This window comes from Yoonia sp. R2-816 (genome assembly GCF_046762905.1).
Classification (GTDB): domain Bacteria; phylum Pseudomonadota; class Alphaproteobacteria; order Rhodobacterales; family Rhodobacteraceae; genus Yoonia.
On the sequence record NZ_JBKQXN010000135.1, the window covers coordinates 40,060 to 60,522 of the forward strand.

Below are 20,463 nucleotides of genomic sequence, written 5' to 3' on the forward strand. Positions count from 1 at the left end.
ATGACTTTTACCACGCGTCCTGAGATCCGAGGCACCTTCGGCGTTGCAACCTCGACCCATTGGATCGCCTCTGCCGTTGGCATGTCGATCCTCGAAAGGGGCGGCAACGCCTTTGACGCCGCGGTCGCAACCGGTCTGACATTGCAGGTGGTTGAGCCGCATTTGAACGGCCCCGCCGGCGACATGCCCGCCATCTTTCAGAAGGCCGGCGAAGATGTGCAAGTTATCTGTGCGCAGGGTCCGGCACCAGCCGGGGCCACGATTGCGCACTATCGGGAACAGGATCTGACACTGGTTCCCGGATCGGGTTTGCTGGCAACCGTGATCCCCGGCGCGTTTGACGGCTGGATGCTTATGCTACGCGACCACGGCACCATGACCCTGCGCGATGTTCTGGACCCCGCTATCGGATACGCCCGCGACGGCCATCCTATATTGCCACGGGTGGCAAACACGATTGACGGACTTGCGGAGTATTTCGCCGAACACTGGCCCAGCAGCGCCGCAGTCTGGACACCCGGCGGCACGGCCCCTGCCCCCAATACAATCTTCAAGAACCCCGATCTGGCCCGCACCTATGACCGTCTGGTCGCCGCGGGCGAAGCCGCAGGCGATGACCGCACCGCCCAGATCGACGCCGCCCGCAAGGAATGGGCAAACGGGTTCGTGGCCGACGCCATTGACACATATCTGCAGGATGCCAACATCATGGATGTGTCCGGCAAACCACACAAAGGGGTGCTGCGCAAATCGGACATGGCGGGCTGGTCCGCCACAACAGAACCATCGCTGTCCTATACCTATCACGGCTGGACCGTGCACAAGACCGGGCCGTGGTCGCAAGGGCCGGTCCTGCTGCAGGCACTGGCACTACTGGAACATCACGATCTGGCAGCGATGGACCCGCTGGGCGCGGAATTCGTCCACACCATCATCGAAGCGATCAAACTCTCATACGCAGATCGTGAGGCGTATTACGGCGACCCCGAGCATAGCGAAATCCCGATGGATCACCTGCTATCAGATGCCTACAACGCCGAACGCGCGCGGCTGATCGGGCCAAAGGCCAGCGCCGAACAGCGCCCCGGTCGCGTGCCCGGTTTTGCCCATCTGGCCGATGCCTATGTCACCCGCGCCGCCCGCGATTTCGGGGCTGCCGATGCTGCCCCGCAAGAACCCACAATGGCCCATCTCACCGAAAAGCGCGGCGATACGGTACATCTCGATATCATCGACCGCTGGGGGAATATGGTCGCGGCCACCCCATCAGGCGGCTGGTTGCAATCGAACCCGGTCATACCCGGCCTTGGCTTTCCGCTGAACTCCCGCGCACAGATGTTCTGGCTGGAAGAAGGATTACCCACCTCGCTGGCCCCGGGACGACGACCGCGCACGACGCTGACACCCTCGCTGGCCGTGCATGAAGACGGGCGGCGTATGGTGTTCGGCACACCCGGCGGTGATCAGCAGGATCAATGGCAATTGATCTGGTTCTTGCGATTTGTGCATTGGGGGATGGAGCTTCAGGCCTGCATGGACGCACCGCTCTTTCACTCAATGCACTTTCAGGGGTCGTTCTATCCGCGTGAGGCGAGGCCGGGCGAAATGATGCTGGAACCCGCCTTTGGCGATGCCGTCATCAATGATCTGCGGGCACGTGGCCATGTCGTCCATGTGGCCGAACCCTGGTCCGTCGGGCGTCTGACGGCCGCTTTGCGCGACCCTGACGGGGTGTTGCGCGCCGCCGCAACCCCGCGTCTGATGCAAGCCTATGCGGTGGGCCGATGACCTGGAGTTTGATTGCCCGCGATGGGAACGACATCGGCCTGATCGTCGCGTCCAAATTCTTTGCCTGCGGGGCCTTGGTGCCCTATGTCGGCCCCCGCACGGCGGTGGCCAGCCAGGCATTCTGCAACCCGCTCTGGGGCACCGAGGGGCGCACAAGGTTGGAAACTGAATCCGCAGAAACGGTACTCGCCGATCTGGTCGGGCGCGACGCCGGTCAGGCGATCCGGCAGGCCCACATGATCGACGCGACAGGGGCCTTTGCCGCCCATACCGGCGCTGATTGCGTCGATTGGGCCGGCCACCTGATCCGCGATGACCATTCTGTCGCGGGCAACATGCTCGCCGGTCCCGACGTGATCGAAGCAACCTCCGCCGCCTTTCAGGCCAGCACCGGCTCCTTGGCCGAACGCCTGATTGCAGCCATGCACGCGGGCGAGGCGGCAGGCGGCGATAAACGGGGGCGGCAGGCCGCCGGGCTGACGATCCACCGTGGCGAGGATTATCCGTGGCTATCGCTCCGGGCGGATGACCACGCCGATCCGCTGGCAGAACTCGACCGTCTCTGGCAGGTGGCCCAGGAACGGTATGTGCATTTCACACTCGGCGTGCCCACGGCCAAGGCATTTTCCGGCAGCCCCACCCGCGATCATATCGATGCGGCTATTGCCGAAGCCGAAGAACGTAGGCTATCGGAGGGACGCCCAAGCCTGTCGCAAGCCGTGGAAAAATGACCGAAACACTCAAATCCCGCCTGATGGCACTGATCGAATCCGAGCTGCCCCCCGATGGCCGCCTGCCAACGGAACGGGCTTTGGCTGACAGGTTCGGCACATCACGCCGGCTGGTGCGGCAGGCGCTTGACCAACTGGAGGTCGAAGGGTTGGTCTGGCGCAAACAGGGGTCCGGTACATATGCAGGCCAGCCCTCGGACCCGACAGGTGATCTGGCCGCACGCATTGCCGGTGAAACCGACCCCCTCCAGGTGATGGAGGCGCGCCTGTGCATCGAACCGGAACTGGCCGCCCTTTGCGCCATCCGAATGACGGATGAAGAGATCTCCCGCCTGCGCACGCTTGCCTCGCGCCAAGTGGTCGCTGATGCGCAGACGATCGAGCTGTGGGATGGGGCGATCCATCGGCTGATCGCGCAATGCGCACGCAACCGCCCCTTGCTGACCGCATTTGCGCTGCTGGATCGCATCCGTTCCAACCCCGACTGGGTCGCCGTACGCGCCCGCGCCCGCAGCCGCGCGTCACTCTCCGTGCCGCAAAGCGAACACGAGGTCCTGATCGAAGCCATCGCCGCCCGCAGCCCAAGTGCCGCGCGACAGGCAATGCATGATCATCTCTCCGCACGTTTCGCCGCCCTGAAGGTGGAATTCAACGCCGGAATGCGCGAAGCGGGCGAATAAGGCTAACCGCCTCAAATCACTCAAGCTTCACTCACGCGGTACGTCTGCTGAACCGCTTGGCCTACGCTTCAGAGCAAATGGGGCTTGAGGAGTGGTTCAGAATCTCGCTAAGATATAAAATGAAACACTGTTTTACATAGTGAAATTCAGGGAGGAAAACATGAATCTTTTTAAAGCCACGGCGCTTGCCGTGTCGATGGGGCTATTGGCCGGTTCCGCCATTGCAGAAACAGTGCTGATCCATGGTGAGGCTGGCCCAAATCGCGGCGCGCGTGCCAACGCAATCCAGTGGTTTGCCGATCAGGTCGCTGAACGCTCTGGCGGGGATCTGCGGATCGATATCCAGTGGGGTGGTGCGCTGTTCAAGGCGAACGCGGCCCTGCAATCTATTGGCGATGGCGTGGCCGACATGGGAACAGTGATCGCGGTCTATTATCCGCAGGAATTCGTGGCCTACGGTGTCGCTGACCTGCCGCTAGACAACCCTGACGCCTGGGTTGGCATGCGCGCAACCGATGAGTTGTTTCGCAACAATGCGGCGGTAGAAGCTGCGGTCGCCGACAAGAACCTTGTCTACCTTGGCACATTCACCACCAGTCAGGTTAATATCGGCTGCAATGGCGCGGCCATCCGCACAGCGGACGATATCGACGGGCTGAAGGTGCGCGGCGTCGGGGCCTATGGCAAAGTGTTCGGCGAGATGGGGGCAAACATGGTCCGCATGTCGATCTATGACGCCTATCAGGGATTGGACAGCGGGCTGATCGACTGTTCACAGGGCTATTCCTATGCCGTCTCGGCGCTGAAACAAGCCGAAGTCATGGACAGCTACACGCTTTTGAATTGGGGGCAGGTCGGCGGCGTCGGCACCTTCATGAACAAGGACGCCTTTGATGCGCTGACACCTGAACAACAGGCCATTCTACTGGAGGTCGGATCAGACACAGTCGACTATTTCGCCCGCATTCTGACCGGAGCCAACGACCAAGCGGTCGAAGACATGCGCGACCAGGGACTTGAGATCATCGAACTGCCCGAAGAAGAACGCGCCAAGCTGTTGGAAATGGGGGCCAGCTATCTGGATGAATGGGCTGAAACAGCAACGGCGACAGGGCTGGATGGCCCGGCGATCCTTGAGGAATACCGGTCGCTGATCGCGAAATATGCGGCCGAGCGGGATGCCAACGGCTATCCCTGGGAAGACAGCTGATCGCGCATGCTCAAACGCGTTGAAACCATATTGCTGGGGCTCGCGGCCCTGGCGGTGCTGCTGATGGGGGCCATGATCACGGTCAACGTGATCCTGCGCCTGTTCGGCACGTCATTACCCGACAGTGTGGTCATCGTGCGCGAATTGATGGTGGCAGCAATTGTACTGCCTTTGGCAGCGGTCACTGCGGCGCGGGCCCACGTCTGTGTCGAGGTACTGGTCAACCAGCTGCCGGTGCGGGTCAAGGAGGGGTTGATCCTGTTCGGCTGGGTAGTCGGGCTGATCGCCCTGACACCGCTGGTCTATGCCGCTTGGCGCGAATTGGCCACGACGGCCACCAATGGCAGTTTCTTTTTCGGCGATCTGTCCTTGCCCAAATGGCCCGGCAGACTGGCTTTCTTCATTGGACTGGCCGTGTGCTGGTTGCGTCTGGTGGTCGTGCTGGTCGAGGATACGCGCGCGTTCGTACGCCGGACAGAGGTGGGATAGATGGATCCCTCCGAAATCGGGCTGATCGCGTTTTCTGCTGTTCTGCTGATGCTGGCCCTGCGAGTGCCGATCGCCTTTGCCATGGCTAGCGCGGCGATCATCGGCACCTTCTTCGTCTTCGCCCTGCGCACCGGAGACTTCGCGCCTGACCGTGCCATTCGTCCGACGACTTCGATGATCTTCTCGAACGCCTTCGATCTGATCCACAACTACAATCTGTCCATGATCCCGCTTTTCGTGGCCCTTGGGCATATCGCTTATCGCGCGCAAATTACGACGAATATCTATGAGGCCGCAAAGGTCTGGATGACCAATCTGCGCGGCGGTGTCGCCATGGCCTCCATCGTCGGATGCGGCGGGTTCTCGGCGATCACCGGCAGTTCGATTGCCTGCGCATCGACCATGGGGCGCATCTGCACACCAGAAATGCTGCGCATGGGGTATGACAACCGCCTTGCCACAGCCTCGGTCGCGGCGGGCGGCACCTTGGGGTCGCTGATTCCGCCATCGGTTTTGTTCATCATCTATGGGATTTTCACCGAAACATCGGTGTCCAAGCTATTCCTTGCGGGCATTCTCCCTGGCCTGCTGACGCTCGCCGGTTTCGTGCTGGTTGTCGCCGTCTGGGTGCGGCGCGACCCGTCCATCGCGCCGATGACAGACATCAAATATTCCGCAACAGACCGCCAGAAGGCAGCCATCGCCGCATGGCCCGCCGTCCTGCTGTTTGTGACTATCGTCGGCGGCATCTACGGTGGCATTTTCACAGCGACAGAGGCGGCGGCGGTGTCCGTTGCCGCCGCGGTTACCATCGGGTTTGCGCAGCGCCGTCTGACCCTGGCCGATCTGTGGGTGTCGATGAAGGAAACCTGCATCCAGACCGCGAGTATTTTCATCATCGCGGCGGCGGCCAAGATATTCGTGGCCTTCATCGCGCTGACCGGGGTTGCCCCGCAACTGGTCGCGCTGGTGTCCTCTGCCGATCTGTCGGTTTTCGCCCTGATGGCCGCGATTGCGCTGATCTATCTGCTGCTGGGCATGTTTCTGGATCCTATCGGGATCATGGTGCTGACCCTGCCGCTGGTGATCCCGCTGGTCGAGGGTTACGGGCTTGACCTGATCTGGTTCGGTGTTGTGGTCATCAAACTGCTGGAGATCGGGCTGATCACCCCACCCGTCGGGCTGAACGTGTTTGTGATTGCCAGTGTCGTGGGCAAGGACGCCCCGCTGGAGCGGATATTTGCGGGGATTGCCCGGTTCCTTTCGGTTGATTTCATTGTTCTTCTGCTGATCATGTGCTTTCCCATCATCTCGCTTTGGATCCCGGGGGGTATGTGATGAGTGACCGCAAGTTTGCCAATACACTGGCACGGGGGATGTCGGTGCTGCGCGCCTTTCGGGTCAGCGATGACGGGCTGACCCATGCCCAGATCGTCAAGCGTACCGGCCTGTCGCCCGCGACGGTGACACGGCTGACCTATACCCTGCGCGAGTTGGGGTATCTGAGCCAGAACGGCAATCTGTTGCGGTTCGGTCCGGCCGCACTTTCCATGGCGAGCGTGGCAAATGCGACAACTTCGTTTCTTGATATGGTGGGCGGGGCCTGTCAGAATCTTGCCGACCGCACCCAAACGCTGGTGCTGATGGCCGTCCGTGACGGTGCCAGCATGACGCTGGTCCGCACATGGCGACCGCAAGAGGCGTCATCGATCTGGCTAGAAGAGGGCAATCGCGTGCCGCTGGCCGGGTCTTCTACCGGACAGGCCTTCGTCGCGGCACTCAACCAGGGAAAGTTCGACGCGATGGGACCGGATGATGTGCTGATCGAACAGCGCGCGACCGGACGGGCACAATTGGCACGGCAAGGCTTCACGTTCGTGAACCGGGACAAACGCTTCGCTAACACGATCAACGCCGTGGCCCGCCCTTATTTCGCCAGCGATCTGGGCGAGCCTGTGGTCTTTACATGCGGCGCCGTGCCAGAGACCCTGACGGATGAGCGGATCACCGCAGAGGTCGGCCCGGCCCTGCGTGACATCATCCGCGATCTGGAAATGAAAACCGGCAGCGCTCGCCTGCTGGACGAAGCGATGACAGGTGCAACATGACCGTGCAGTATGAATATGTCGACGGCATCGCCGTTCTATCGGTAGACAATCCGCCGGTGAACGCCCTGGGCGCCGCTGTTCGGCAGGGATTGAGTGATGGGATTGCACGCGCCGTCGCTGATGGCGCGCAGGCCGTTGTGATCTATGGCGAAGGACGCACATGGTTTGCCGGCGCCGACATCCGCGAATTTGGCAAGCCGCCCGTGGATCCAATCCTGCCCGCCGTTTGCGACCAGATCGAGGCATGTCCGATCCCGGTGATTGCCGCCATGCATGGCACCGTTCTGGGTGGCGGGTTGGAGGTGGCGCTGGCCTGCCACTACCGGCTGGCTGTGCCCGGTACGCGACTCGGCCTGCCAGAGGTGACGCTTGGAATCATTCCGGGTGCTGGCGGTACCCAGCGCCTGCCGCGTCTGACCGGTTATGCCAAGGCGATTGCAATGATCACAAGCGGCAAGCCTGTTTCGGCAGAAGAAGCGCTGAAGTCAGGCATTGTCGACCGTGTAGACAGCGGCACACCGCGCGAACTCGGCCTTGCCTATGCCCGCGCGCTGATCAGCAAAGGTGCCGCGCCGCGCCCCGTGCGCAACATTGCCCCGCCTGAACCGGTGGATTTTGCTGCCGCCAAGGCCGGGGTGGCCAAGGCCGCACGCGGTCAGTTGTCGCCGGTTACGGCGGTCGATGCCATCGCTGCATCGGCGCGCATGACCTTTGATGACGGTCTGGCCGAGGAACGGCGGCTGTTTCAGACTCTGATGCAAACCGATCAGCGCAAGTGGCTGATCCATGCGTTCTTTGCGGAAAGGCAGGTGTCCAAATTGCCGGAGCTTGAGGGTGTCGGCCCACGGGCATTTGACCGGATCGGCGTGATCGGTGGCGGCACGATGGGTGCAGGCATTGCGACTGCCGCGCTGTTGGCGGGGCTGCAGGTGACGCTGATCGAACAGTCCGACGATGCCGCGACGGCGGCGCGCACGCGGATCGCGGGCAACCTGTCAGGCGCGGTCAAGCGCGGCAAGATCAGTCAGTACGCGTATGACCGGTTGATGGATGAGGTGCTGCAGGTCGGGACGGACTACGATGCGCTTGCCACCGCCGACGTGATTATCGAGGCCGCGTTTGAGGATTTCGCGGTCAAGCGCGAGATCTTTACCCGGCTGGATCAGGTTGCCCGTTCCGGTGCCATTCTGGCCAGCAACACGTCATATCTTGATCTGGATGCCATTGCGGATGTCACTGGCCGGCCCGGGGATGTGATCGGGCTGCATTTCTTTTCGCCTGCCCATGTGATGCGTTTGCTGGAGGTTGTTGTCGGTGAGAAGACCGCACCGGATGTGGTCAAGACCGGGTTCGCGCTGGCCAAAAGGCTGGGCAAGACGGCGGTGCGCGCCGGGGTCTGTGACGGGTTTATCGGCAACCGTATCCTGTCAAGCTATCGGACGGCCGCCGATCACATGGTGCTGGACGGCGCGTCGCCGTTTCAGATTGACCGGGTGATGGAAGAGTTCGGCTTTGCTATGGGTCCGTTTGCGGTGGCCGACCTGGCCGGGCTGGATATCGGCTGGGCCAATCGCAAAAGGCTTGCGCCGACCCGGCATCCAAAGGACCGGGTGCCGACCTATCCGGATCGTCTGTGCGAACAGGGGCATTTCGGTCAGAAAACGGGCCGTGGCTATTATGTCTATGACGGGCGCAACAAGGTCGAAAATCCTGATGTGGTGGCCTTGATCGATGCGGAACGCGCGGCTCTGGGGATCACCCCAAGGGCGTTTGACGAGGCCGAGATTCTGCGCCGCTACATGGCGGCGATGGTCAATGAGGCGGCGAAGGTGGTTGGCGAAGGCATTGCCCGCCGTCCGCTGGATGTCGATGTCACGCTACTGCTGGGTTACGGGTTTCCGCGTTATCATGGCGGGCCGATGAAATGGGCGGATCTGCAGGGGCTGGACACGATCCTCGCCGATATCAATGTGTTCGCGCAGGAGGATGCCCATTTCTGGCAACCCGCCCCGCTGCTGGAACAACTGGTGGCCGATGGCCGCGAATTTGACGATCTGAACAAGGAGACCGGCGCATGAAACAAGCGGTGATCGTGGATGCAGGCCGCACCGGCCTTGCCAAATCGCATCGGGGGTCGCTGAACCGCACCCATGGCGCGACCATGACCGGCCATGTGATTGCCGGGTTGCTGGAACGGACCGGGCTGTCGCCCGATATGATCGAGGATGTGGTGATCGGCTGCGGTTATCCTGAGGGCGAGACCGGTGGCAACATTGCGCGGCAAAGCGCGCTGCGCGCCGGGCTGCCTGTGACCAGTGCTGGGCAGACGGTCAGCCGGTTCTGCGCCAGTGGTTTGCAGGCGGTGGCCACCGCAGCACAGGCGATCATGGATGGCGCTGGCCCGCAGATTGCGGGGGGTGTCGAAAGTATTTCGCTGGTCATCCCGAATGTGCGGCGTGTGCCGGAACCCGCGCTGGCGCAGACAATGCCGCAGCTTTACATGACGATGATCGAAACCGCCGATCTGGTGGCGGAGCGTTATGGTATTGTGCGCGAGGAGCAGGATGCCTTTGCACTGGTCAGTCAGGAACGGGTGGCGGCCGCGCAGGAAGCAGGACGCTTTGTCAGGGAAATCCTGCCGATGACGACCGTGATGGCGGTCAAGGACAAGGAAACCGGAGAGGTTGACGAGCGCGAGGTTACGCTGGACCGCGATGAATGCAACCGGCCGGGCACGACGCTTGACGGTTTGGCGGGGCTGGCACCGGTGCGCGATGGCGGCTTTGTCACGGCCGGCAATGCCAGCCAGTTGTCGGACGGTGCTGCGGCCCTGATCATGATAGACGCGGGCGAAGCAGAGCGGCGCGGGCTGGAACCCTTGGGCGCGTTCAAGGGGTTTGCCGTGGCGGGCTGCGGACCGGAGGAGATGGGCATCGGCCCGGTCTTTGCCGTGCCCCGACTGCTGGAACGGCACGGACTGACGGTCGATGATATCGACCTGTGGGAACTGAACGAGGCGTTCGCCAGTCAGGCGCTTTATTGTCAGCAGCAACTGGGCATCGATCCTGACAAGCTGAACGTGAATGGCGGGTCGATTTCTGTTGGCCATCCGTTTGGCATGACAGGTGCCCGTCTGACCGGGCATCTGCTGCATGAAGGGCGGCGGCGGGGTGCAAAGCTGGGCGTCGTGACCATGTGCATCGCTGGTGGCATGGGTGCCGCTGGTCTGTTCGAGATTTATTGAGAGGCCAAGACATGGACCTGACATTTGCCGACGAAGACGAAGCATTCCGCGCCGAACTGCGCGATTTTCTGGCCGAGGCCCTGCCGCAAGAACTGGCGGAAAAGGTCCGCCTGTCGCAGCCGCTGAAAAAGGCCGATTACGATGGTTGGCATGCGAAATTGAATACGCGTGGCTGGCTTGCGCCGAACTGGCCCAAACGCTTTGGCGGAGCGGAATGGGGGGCCGTGCGGCGTTATATCTTCGAAGAAGAATGCGCGATGGCCAATGCCCCGCGGATCGTGCCTTTCGGGCTGTCGATGCTTGGGCCGGTCTTGCAGAAATTCGGGTCAGAGGCGCAGCAGGCGCATTGGTTGCCGCGCGTGCTGAGCGGTGAGGATTGGTGGGCGCAAGGCTATTCCGAACCGGGGGCAGGCAGCGATCTGGCTGCACTGCGCACCCGTGCGGTGCGCGACGGTGACCATTATATCGTCAACGGGCAAAAGACGTGGACCACGCTGGGCCAATACGCCAACATGATGTTCTGCCTGGTCCGCACTGATCCGGAGGCCAAGAAGCAGGAAGGCATTTCATTCCTTCTGATCGACATGACAGCGCCGGGGGTCGAAGTGCGCCCGATCACCCTGATCGACGGGTCGGTCGAGGTGAACGAGGTCTGGCTGACGGATGTGCGTGTGCCGGTCGAAAATCTGGTGGGTGAGGAAAACAAGGGCTGGACCTATGCCAAATATCTGCTGACCCATGAGCGGACCAATATCGCGGGTGTCGGGTTTTCGCGGGCCGGTCTGGATGCGGTCAAACGGATCGCGGGCCGGGTGCGGATGCGCGGGCGCCCTCTGATCGAAAACCCGCATTTCGCGGCCCGTGTCGCACAGGTCGAAATCGACCTGATGGCGATGGCCACGACCAATCTGCGCATTGTGTCCAAGGCCGCTGCCGGGCAGGCGCCGGGGCTGGAAAGCTCGCTTTTAAAGATCAAGGGCACGCAGATCCGGCAGGAAATCACCGATCTGGCCCGCCGCGCGGTTGGGCCACATGCCATGCCTTTTGCGTCCGAAGCGATCGAAGGGACCAACATGACACTGCCTGATCCGTTTGACGCGGGCAATGTGACGGGTGCCTATTTCAACAACCGCAAACTGTCGATCTTTGGCGGCTCGAACGAGATCCAGCGCGAGATTTTCGCCAAACACATGATGCGGGACGCGACATGAATTTCGATCTGACAGATGAACAGCGCATGCTGCAGGACACGCTGCGCAAGGCGCTGGCGACAGCAAACGATCCATGGGCGGCATTGGCCGAACTGGGTGTGATCGGCGCGCTTTTCAGCGAGGGTGCTGGTGGTTTCGGCGGTACGGGTTTCGACATCGCAGTGGTTTTCGAGGAGCTGGGGCGCGCTGATGTGGCCCTGCCGATGATCGACCGCGCGTTGGTGCCCGGTCTGCTGCTGACAGCGGCGGGGCACGACATAGCCGATGTCATCGCGGGGACTGAAAAACTGGCCTGGGCGCATGGCGAATTGGGCGCGCGTTACGATCTTGATTGGGTTGAAACACGCGCGGATGGCGATGCGATCAGCGGGCAGAAAACCGTTGTGGTGGGGGCAGAGGACGCCGACAGCATCATCGTCACAGCGCGTCATGCGGGCGCTGCAAATGACCACACCGGTATCGGCCTGTGGCGCGTCGCGGGCGATGCTGCCGGTCTGACGCTGCATGGCTACGACATTGCCCAAGGGGGCCGCGCGGCAGAGCTGACACTGGAGAATACGCCGGGCGAACCGCTGCTGCCTGAGGCCTTTGATGCATTGTCGCAGGCCGTGGCCGCAGCCACGCTGGCGCAGATGGCCGAAACGCTGGGCGCCATGGAAACGGTGGCGGCCATGACGCAGGATTACCTGAAGACCCGCAAGCAGTTCGGGCGGCCCATCGGCAGCTTTCAGGTTCTGGCCCACAGGCTGGCTGATATGATGCTTGAAGTCGAACAGGCCCGCTCTGCCGTGATCCTGGCCGCGGGGCATCTGCATGATGCGCCTGCCCAGCGGGATCTGCATGTTTCGGCCGCCAAGAACCTGATCGGGCGTGCCGGGCGGATGATTGCGGAAGAGGCGATCCAGATGCATGGCGGTATCGGCATGACCGAGGAATATGCGCTGGGCCGGTTTGCCAAACGGATCATCATGGCCGATCACCGTTTTGGCGATACCGATCATCATCTGGAGCGGTTCATTGCCCTGCGCGCCTGATCCGCTGATCATCACCGGCGAAACCGGCACGCAACGGCTGATCGGTTATGTGCTGGATGTGTCCGGCACGGACAGCTGCGCCCGGTGTCGGCTGGATGTGCGTGACGATCATCTGAACCGCCACAACGTTCTGCATGGCGGCATCATCAGTTGCCTGCTGGACAGTGCTGCCGGTGCAACGGCATCGATGCAGGTGGACCCGGGCGGTCGCCAGCCGTTTCTGAGCATTTCGCTGAACGTCAATTTCATCGCCCCGGCGCGCCCCGGCCCGGTCGAGGCGATTGGCCAGATCACAGGCGGTGGGCGCAAACTAAAATTAGCCAGCGCAGAACTGCGCGATAAGGATGGGCGCTTGATTGCCACCTCGACCGGGACCTACAAACAGGTGTCAGCGCCATGAGCATCAGACTGGAACAAAAGGATGCCGCCCTGATCATCCATAATCAGGAGGCACGGCGCGGGGCGATCCAGCCAGAGCTTTACGAGGCGATCAAGGCGGCCATGCAGAACGCAGAGGCCCCGGCTATTCGCACTGTAATTCTGACCGGCGGGCCGTTTTTCTGTGCCGGTGGCGACCTGACCCAGCTGCGGCAGCGCGCCAGTCTGCCAGAGGATGAGCGGCGCGCGCGGATCGAACAGTTGCATGATGTGATCCGGGCCATGCATGCCTGTCCTGTCCCCCTGATCGCGGCCATCGAAGGTGGTGCCGCCGGTGCTGGCCTGTCGTTCGCACTTGCCTGCGACCTGATCGTCGCCGCCGAAAACGCCACCTTTACAGCCGCTTATGTCAAGGTTGGCCTGACCCCCGATGGCGGGCTGACATCCGCGCTCTCTCGATTGCTGCCGCGCCAATTGGCGATGGAGGCCTGTCTGTTTGGCACACCGATCAGCGCGGAAACGCTGAACAATCTGGGCGGCATCACCCGGCTTTGCCGCAAAGGGCAGGCGCTGGCAGAGGCCGAAACCCTTGCCCGGCGGATTGCAGAAGGCCCAAGGCAGGCGCAGTCGCAGATCTGCGCCTTGCTGCGGAGTGCTGCCGATCAGCCGCTGGATGTGCAGATGGCGCGCGAGGTTGAAAGCATGGCGCAGGCCGTCGCATCGCCAGAGGCGGCCGAGGGCATGGCCGCGTTTTGCGAAAAACGCCCCCCGGTGTTCCGGTCATGACCCTGTTCCGGACGGCGCTGACTGACCGGCTGGGTATCAGACTGCCGATGCTGGCGGGCGGGCTGATGTGGCTGGGCGATGCCGATTATGTGGCCGCCGCCGCCAATGCCGGCATCCTTGGATTTATCACTGCGGCCAGTTTTCCTGACGATGCTGATCTGACAGCTGAAATCGCCCGTGCCCGCAGGCTGTGTGGTGACAGACCGTTTGGCGTCAATGTGTCGATGCTGCCGAAACTGGTGCCCGGCGAACGGACTGAATATCTGTTCCGGCTGATCGCGGATGAGGGGATTACGGTGGTCGAAACCTCTGGCCGCAATCCTGAACCCTATATGCCGCTGCTGAAGGATCTTGGTCTGACCGTCATCCACAAGGTGCCCGCGGTGCGTTTTGCCAAAAAGGCGCAGGCGGTCGGTGTCGATATGGTCAGTATCGTGGGCGCGGAATGTGGCGGGCATCCGGGGATGGATATGATCGGGTCGTTCGTGAACGCGGCGATGGCGGGGCGGGACCTGACGATCCCGTTTCTGATTGGCGGTGGCGTCGGGCATGGATCGCAACTGGTGGCGGCACTGGCCATGGGTGCGTCGGGTGTGGTGCTGGGCACGCGGTTGCTGGTGGCGGAGGAGCTGAACGCGCATCCCGCCTACAAGGCGGCGATTGCCGGAGCGAGCGAACGTGACACCGCCCTGACCATGCAATCGGTGCGCAATACGGTCCGGTCGCTTGCCAATGACACCACGCAGGCCGTTGCCCGGATGGAGGCGGAAAACCCCGATATTACCATCGCCGATCTGATGCCCCTGGTGTCGGGCAAGATCGGGCGCAGGGCGTATCAGACCGGTGATGTGTCCAAGGGGCTATTGTCTGCGGGGCACGCGCTGGGTCTGACCAACGCGGTTGCACCGATGGCCGAGATCATCGCGCAGATCGAGGTGGAGGCGCAGGCGGCATTGGCCCGGCTTGATGCGGTGCGGGTGCCCGCATGACGATGCTGATACATGGCGTTCTGGACCAGCAGATTGCTGCGCAGCCCGATGCGCCCGCGCTGACCGATACGCTTGGCCATGTCTGGTGCTATGCCGATCTGGGGGTGGCGAGCAAAGATATCGCTGCGCGGCTGGCCCGGTTGGGCGTGCGTGCCAATGATCGCGTGATGATCGTGATGGAAAACTGCGCCCCGGCGCTGGCTGCGATTTTCGCGGTGTCGCGCGTTGGTGCCGCTTTCATCCCGGTCAACGCCCGCCAAAGCGGGGTGGAGATCGACCGGGTCATTGCCCATGCCGATCCGGCGGCGATCCTGTTTACCACCGATATTTCGGCAGAGGCGACGGCTCATGCCGACCGGCTGGCCGCTGTCCCGTTGACATCCGGTCTGCAGGTGCTGGCCCGGGCGTCGGCCCCTGATGGGGTGTTGGCGGATGTGGCCACGGTTCTATACACCACCGGCACCACGGGGCAGCCGAAGGGCGTGATGCTGACCCATGCAAATCTGATTTTCGGGGGTGAGGCGACGCGCACGACCCGGCAGTTGCGGGACAGTGACGTGCTTTATGGTGTGCTGCCGATCAGCCATGTTTTCGGGCTGGTGTCGGTGCTGATGGGGGCGATGGTGTCGGGTGCGTCGATCCGGCTTGAACCGCGCTTTGCCCCTGCGACGCTGTATCAGGCGCTGACATCGGGCCTGACCATCCTTTTTGCGGTCCCGCAGATGCACGCGCTTCTCATGCAATACACCAAGGAACAGGGGCATGACCGGCTGCCCTCTGACACGCTGCGCTATGTTTCGTCAGGGGCCGCGCCACTTGACCCGGATTGGAAACGGCGGGCCGAGGCGTTCTACGGCATCCCGCTACAAAACGGCTACGGCATGACCGAAACCAGCGCGGGCGTTTGCGTCACGCGGCATGCGGACAGCAATGACGACATCTCGGTCGGTCCGCCCTCGCCCGGGGTGAAGGTCAAACTGGATCTGGGGGCGCAGGGTGCGGAAGACGACGTTGGCGAAATCCTGGTGGCTGGCGGCGGCGTGATGCAGGGCTATTTCCGCAATCCCGATGACACAGCGCAGGTCTTCACCAATGACGGCTGGCTACGCACCGGGGATCTGGGGATGATCGATGATGTGGGCCATCTTCATATCAAGGGCCGGTCGAAGGAACTGATCATCCACGGTGGTTTCAACGTCTACCCGCCAGAGGTCGAGGCGGCCTTGAACGATCACCCACAAGTCATTCAATGCGCGGTGATTGGTCATGCCGAAGACGGCGATGAAAAAGTCTATGCCTTTGTCGAAGCCGCGCAGAATGACTGGCCGGACGAAGACGCGCTCCGCCAATTCGCCGCCGCCCGCCTGACAGGCTACAAACGCCCGTCAAAGATCATCCTCACAGAACGGCTCCCCGCCGCCGCGACCGGCAAGATACTCAAACACAAGCTGTCAAACTTGCTAAACGATTGACCGCATAGGCATTTCGGCAATACTGGAGAATTTGAAACGGTGCAGCTGATCGGACAAACCTGGAACCCGCTCAGACCTCAGATCTTCTCATAGTACTTGATGACTGAGAGCGTTATCTTGAGAGCGATCCGAATGTTCCTCGCAAGCTGCGCGTCCTTGAATCTGTTGCCTAAAGGAGGGACGAAACAACAACTGTAGTCAAGGTCTCGTCGACATTCAGGACCGTGGCTATGACGACGGTTCGTAAACATTTCAACGCCCTAGGAACAGCAACCCAACCGGCTCCCATGAATACCAGTCGCAGCGTTTCGCGCCGCTACAAGACCTCTCGTGATTGCTCGCGCTGACTTTGCGTCTCGCGGTTGAGGATCACCAAACGCTGATCGAATTCGCCGGCGGTATGGCGTTGAGCACTTACATTCACGCGAAAGCTCTCGTTGACGCCCTATCTCGCCGCAGAACGCGCTCGACAGCGTCGAACGCTGATAAAGAAGCACTGGGACAGATCCTGGGGCTGTTGGGGCAGTCGCGGATCGCGAACAATCTTAAACAGCTTGCCTATCATTCAAATATTGGAATGCTTGAGATGGATGAGGAGGCATCCCGTCAGATTGCAGAGGCCTATAAACACGTTTTGCTTTTGCGCTCAATAATAATGAAAGCGCTGGATCAGACGGCACGATCCTGAAACTAAAAGTAGCTTAGATTCTACTGATGACCCCCATTAGAAATGGGGGGATTACTGTGGAAATACCGCAGAAGCCTGAATGCCTACACCCAAAGAGGTGCGGTTCATGACCGACAAAACCGTGATCAAGCGATTGCTGCCCTTGTCGATGATAAAATGACTGACTGGAAGCAGCGCGACTCGACGCAATCACGTCTGGCGTTGGCCCATCTACGTAAGGACGTGCATGCCGTAAATCAGGGTATCAAAACCGCTCACATTCCAGTCTCACCGGCATGACACCAACCGAATATGTTAACCGGTCAATGAAGGACCAATACCTGGACAGAGCTAACCTAAATTAGCGGACTCTCTAGGGAGCAGGTCACAAGGCAAAGCCGAAAAGACCAAACACAGCCATCCTTTGAAAACAAGAAAGCACAGATGCCTTCGAGAAAGCGATAATTGCTGTATGATCGAACCGCGCCGGGTCTGCCGGCTGTTCATGTATCTTAGCTATACGGTCACGTCTGATCTTTCCAGAGCGGAGTAGAAGTTCACCTCTGCTTCGGCAGGTGGTCGAAATCGGGCGATTACGATCCAAATTCTGTACGAAACGCCTTATTGTTCCCTGAAGGCCTTATTAACGTGATCCATCATGGGCTGTGTCAGATAGCTGAGCACACTGCGTTCGCCGGTTTGCAGGAAGGCGTTTATGGGCATACCTGGTACCAGAGCCACATCACCGATCCGACCCAGTTCCGCGTCGGCCACGACCACCTGCACCCTGAAGAACGGGATGCCCGTTGCAGGATCTTCGACGCTGGTGGCTGAGATACCACTGACGGTGCCGGCCAGTTCGGGTGTGGTCCGCTGGTTTAGGGCTGTCATTGTCAGCTTCACATCCTGACCAACGAACACTTCGTCAATTGATGCGGGATCAACCCTGGTTTCAAATTCCAGCCCCTGATTGCGCGGCACGATCTGCATGATCGTCGCCCCGGGGGGGACGACCCCACCAATTGTGACAATCTGCAGTTCATGGACCACGCCATCGACAGGAGCCCTGATTTCGACGCGGTCGAGTTGCTTTTGCGTTGACAGGATTTGCTGCGTGAGCTCTTCGACACTGCTGCGTACTTCGGTCAATTCGGTCACAACCTGTTCGCGGGACTGATTTTCGGCCAGAAGTATTTCGAGCTCGGTATCCCGGATTGAGTTCGATATCCGCGCCAATTCGGACTGATGTTCCGATATCTGCCCCAACAGATCCGCCCGAGAGCGCTGCAGATTGAGCACCCGGCTTTCCACAGCCAGCCCCTTTTCATTCAACGTCTGCACCGCTGCCAATTCTTGCTCAAGAAACGTCAGCTGATCACGCTTTGATGCTATCAACCCGTCCACACCGATGATCTGATTGCGGAACTGGTTGATCTTTTCGCTCAGCTGCGCCCTCCGCCCGGTTTGCACAGCAATGCGCGTTTCAAACACCCGCTGCTGTCCGATTTGCAGAACGTCTAGGTCGACCCCGTCTAGAAATGCGGTATCCATATCAAAGGCAATGGTGTCGCTGCCGACCTGCTCGGCCCGGAGGCGCGACTGACGTGTCATCGCCTCGGCCAGCCGGTTGCGATAGATGTCTAGATTCGCGGAAAGGAGCGTGGAATCCAGCCGCATCATGACTTCATTTGCGGCGACAACATCACCATCGGATACAAGAATCTCTTCGACGATGCCGCCATCGAGATGTTGCACGGATTTTGGTTTTCCGACCACCACAATAGACCCTTGTGCGATGACCGCACCGTTGATCATTGTGACTTTCGCCCAATATGCGGCACCGGCTAGCAGAATGATACTTGCGAAGGCTCCCAGCATGGCAGGCCAGCGCAAACCGAGCTTTGGTGCCGGGCTAGTATCAGCCAACATGCCTTATGCCCCTCTGGTTCGTTGTGGTGGCTCTCGGTCGTGTTGCTTTGCGCAAGACCTCTTCCTTATCGCCGAATTCCACCACGGCCCCTTCGCGCAGCACCAGCACCTTGTTTACCGCCTCAATCGCACTTGGCCTGTGGGCCATGACAATGACCGTACTACCCGCTGTGCGCAAATGCATGATGGCGCGGCCCAACGCCTCGTCACCTGTCGCATCAAGGTTCGAATTGGGTTCGTCCAGCACCACGACCTTGGGCATCCCATAGATGGCCCGTGCGATCCCGACCCGCTGCACCTGTCCACCCGAGAGTGGCGGGGTACCGTAGCCGATTTGTGTCGCATATCCCTCTGGCAGCCCAAGGATCATGTCATGCACGCCAGCGATCTTGGCAGCCTCGATGACCGCCTCATCCGACGCTTCCGGATCGAAACGCGCAATATTGTCCTTGATAGAACCAGACAACAGTTCCAATGATTGCGGCAAATAGCCGATATGTTTGCCCAGTGCGCCGGGATCCCATTGATCGTAGGTGGCCCCATCCAGACGGACTTCACCTCGATCCGGCATCCAGCCTCCGACCAGGATGCGCGCCAGCGTTGATTTTCCTGATGCACTCGTCCCGATCACACCGAGCCCATCACCGGGTTCAAGATTGAAGGTAATGTTCTGCAGGATCGGAGGGCGTTCTGATGTCGCTCCATCCAGCATGTTGAACTTGGTCACACCCCGCAGATCCAGCTTGCCCGTCGGGTCCGGTAGCTGGACATATTGCTTGGGTGTTGCCAAGATATCCAGTGTTTCTTTCAGACGCCTATGCGCTTCGCGCGCCCGAACCACATTGCGCCATTGTCCGATGACCTGATCAACAGGTGCGAGCGCGCGGCCCGCAATGATCGACGTGGCCACAATCATACCGGGCGATATTTCCTGTTTCAGCGCAAGATATCCGCCAAGCGCAAGCAGCCCGGACTGCAGCAACAGCCTGAATGCTTTGGATGATGCTGCAAATCCTTCGGCACGTTCGCCACCGACCTGACCGGTGGCCAGTCCGTCAGCATGCATTCTTTCCCAGCGGTCCTGAAGCGGTCGCATCATGCCCAAGGGCACGATCGCGTCCGCGTTTCGTCTGCTTTGTTCGACAAAGAAGCTCTCGGTTCCGTCCATCGCCATCGCCTTGGCAAACGACTTGCGCGTCAGGAATTGGTTCAGAAGGGCCAACACGATCACGATACCGGCACCGGCGGTAGCAAGCCACCCAAGCCAAGGGTGCACGATAAATACGATTCCCAGATAGAACGGAATCCACGGCAGGTCAAAGAAACCCAGCATCGCGGGGCTGGCAATGAAGCCGCGCACGGTGGACAGGTCCGACATCGGCCGTGCCAGCTTAGATTTCGGATCGGCGCCGGACCTCACCCAGATGTCGTAGGCATGCCGCCCAACAGCCTTGTCCAGCCTGTATCCCGCACGCGACAGCAGCCTGGTGCGCAGAAAATCGTAGAGCCCAAGAAAGGCGTAGGCGACAACTACGATCACAAACAGCCCCTGGAGTGTCGCAAATGATCCGCTGGACATCACCCGATCATAGAGCTGCAGCATGAACAGCGGCCCTGTCAGCATCAGGATGTTCACGCCCGCGCTGAACAGACCCACGATGATGAAGGTCCGCCGCAGCCGCCACACTGCCTGGCGGAAAGGATTCTTAGCTTTATGTGTCATAGGATGGGTAGATAGGGGGTACGG

18 protein-coding genes are annotated in these 20,463 nt (G+C 60.8%); 16 read left to right on the plus strand and 2 right to left on the minus strand.

All coding sequences use genetic code 11. From position 1 onward, the window contains the following. From ACFWW2_RS03580 to ACFWW2_RS03655, 16 genes are all read left to right on the plus strand, one after another. On the plus strand, positions 1 to 1,788 hold the full coding sequence (locus ACFWW2_RS03580; protein ID WP_393926246.1) for a gamma-glutamyltransferase family protein: 1,788 nt from the start codon (positions 1 to 3) through the stop codon (positions 1,786 to 1,788). Next, positions 1,785 to 2,519: a DUF1028 domain-containing protein gene (locus tag ACFWW2_RS03585; RefSeq protein WP_393926248.1), complete on the plus strand. Its 735-nt coding sequence runs from the start codon at positions 1,785 to 1,787 to the stop codon at positions 2,517 to 2,519. The genes ACFWW2_RS03580 and ACFWW2_RS03585 overlap by 4 nt, the downstream gene beginning before the upstream one ends. Then, entirely contained in the window at positions 2,516 to 3,199 is a 684-nt protein-coding gene (locus ACFWW2_RS03590) for a FadR/GntR family transcriptional regulator (RefSeq protein ID WP_393926250.1), read from the plus strand. The genes ACFWW2_RS03585 and ACFWW2_RS03590 overlap by 4 nt, the downstream gene beginning before the upstream one ends. A gap of 160 nt (positions 3,200 to 3,359) precedes the next feature. Continuing rightward, positions 3,360 to 4,409 (plus strand): C4-dicarboxylate TRAP transporter substrate-binding protein, encoded by a 1,050-nt coding sequence (locus tag ACFWW2_RS03595; protein ID WP_393926253.1) that lies wholly within the window; start codon positions 3,360 to 3,362, stop codon positions 4,407 to 4,409. Positions 4,410 to 4,415: 6 nt separating this feature from the next. Further along, positions 4,416 to 4,898, plus strand: a complete 483-nt coding sequence (locus ACFWW2_RS03600) for a TRAP transporter small permease (protein ID WP_393926255.1) — start codon at positions 4,416 to 4,418, stop codon at positions 4,896 to 4,898. After that, positions 4,899 to 6,236 (plus strand): TRAP transporter large permease, encoded by a 1,338-nt coding sequence (locus tag ACFWW2_RS03605; protein ID WP_393926257.1) that lies wholly within the window; start codon positions 4,899 to 4,901, stop codon positions 6,234 to 6,236. After that, positions 6,236 to 7,006 (plus strand): IclR family transcriptional regulator, encoded by a 771-nt coding sequence (locus tag ACFWW2_RS03610; RefSeq protein WP_393926259.1) that lies wholly within the window; start codon positions 6,236 to 6,238, stop codon positions 7,004 to 7,006. Before ACFWW2_RS03605 ends, ACFWW2_RS03610 begins: the two co-directional genes overlap by 1 nt. Beyond that, on the plus strand, positions 7,003 to 9,084 hold the full coding sequence (locus ACFWW2_RS03615; protein WP_393926261.1) for an FAD-dependent oxidoreductase: 2,082 nt from the start codon (positions 7,003 to 7,005) through the stop codon (positions 9,082 to 9,084). The genes ACFWW2_RS03610 and ACFWW2_RS03615 overlap by 4 nt, the downstream gene beginning before the upstream one ends. After that, on the plus strand, positions 9,081 to 10,250 hold the full coding sequence (locus ACFWW2_RS03620) for an acetyl-CoA C-acyltransferase (RefSeq protein ID WP_393926262.1): 1,170 nt from the start codon (positions 9,081 to 9,083) through the stop codon (positions 10,248 to 10,250). The genes ACFWW2_RS03615 and ACFWW2_RS03620 overlap by 4 nt, the downstream gene beginning before the upstream one ends. An 11-nt stretch (positions 10,251 to 10,261) precedes the next feature. Then, positions 10,262 to 11,461: an acyl-CoA dehydrogenase family protein gene (locus ACFWW2_RS03625; protein ID WP_393926264.1), complete on the plus strand. Its 1,200-nt coding sequence runs from the start codon at positions 10,262 to 10,264 to the stop codon at positions 11,459 to 11,461. Continuing rightward, positions 11,458 to 12,495, plus strand: a complete 1,038-nt coding sequence (locus ACFWW2_RS03630; protein WP_393926265.1) for an acyl-CoA dehydrogenase family protein — start codon at positions 11,458 to 11,460, stop codon at positions 12,493 to 12,495. The genes ACFWW2_RS03625 and ACFWW2_RS03630 overlap by 4 nt, the downstream gene beginning before the upstream one ends. Beyond that, positions 12,479 to 12,895, plus strand: coding sequence for a PaaI family thioesterase (locus ACFWW2_RS03635; RefSeq protein WP_393926267.1), 417 nt, complete (start codon positions 12,479 to 12,481; stop codon positions 12,893 to 12,895). The genes ACFWW2_RS03630 and ACFWW2_RS03635 overlap by 17 nt, the downstream gene beginning before the upstream one ends. Then, positions 12,892 to 13,659 (plus strand): oxepin-CoA hydrolase, alternative type, encoded by a 768-nt coding sequence (locus ACFWW2_RS03640; RefSeq protein ID WP_393926269.1) that lies wholly within the window; start codon positions 12,892 to 12,894, stop codon positions 13,657 to 13,659. The genes ACFWW2_RS03635 and ACFWW2_RS03640 overlap by 4 nt, the downstream gene beginning before the upstream one ends. After that, positions 13,656 to 14,648: an NAD(P)H-dependent flavin oxidoreductase gene (locus ACFWW2_RS03645; RefSeq protein WP_393926271.1), complete on the plus strand. Its 993-nt coding sequence runs from the start codon at positions 13,656 to 13,658 to the stop codon at positions 14,646 to 14,648. Before ACFWW2_RS03640 ends, ACFWW2_RS03645 begins: the two co-directional genes overlap by 4 nt. Next, positions 14,645 to 16,120 carry a class I adenylate-forming enzyme family protein gene (locus tag ACFWW2_RS03650; RefSeq protein ID WP_393926273.1) on the plus strand — a complete coding sequence of 492 codons (1,476 nt, stop codon included), beginning with the start codon at positions 14,645 to 14,647 and terminating at the stop codon, positions 16,118 to 16,120. The genes ACFWW2_RS03645 and ACFWW2_RS03650 overlap by 4 nt, the downstream gene beginning before the upstream one ends. Before the next feature lie 349 nt (positions 16,121 to 16,469). Then, complete coding sequence (locus ACFWW2_RS03655; RefSeq protein ID WP_393926275.1) at positions 16,470 to 16,808, plus strand: hypothetical protein; 339 nt, start codon at positions 16,470 to 16,472, stop codon at positions 16,806 to 16,808. A 600-nt stretch (positions 16,809 to 17,408) separates the two neighbouring features. Here ACFWW2_RS03655 and ACFWW2_RS03660 read toward each other — a convergent pair. Further along, on the minus strand, positions 17,409 to 18,716 hold the full coding sequence (locus ACFWW2_RS03660; protein ID WP_393926277.1) for an HlyD family type I secretion periplasmic adaptor subunit: 1,308 nt from the start codon (positions 18,714 to 18,716) through the stop codon (positions 17,409 to 17,411). Then, on the minus strand, positions 18,706 to 20,439 hold the full coding sequence (locus tag ACFWW2_RS03665; protein ID WP_393926279.1) for a type I secretion system permease/ATPase: 1,734 nt from the start codon (positions 20,437 to 20,439) through the stop codon (positions 18,706 to 18,708). Before ACFWW2_RS03665 ends, ACFWW2_RS03660 begins: the two co-directional genes overlap by 11 nt. Positions 20,440 to 20,463 lie beyond the last annotated feature (24 nt).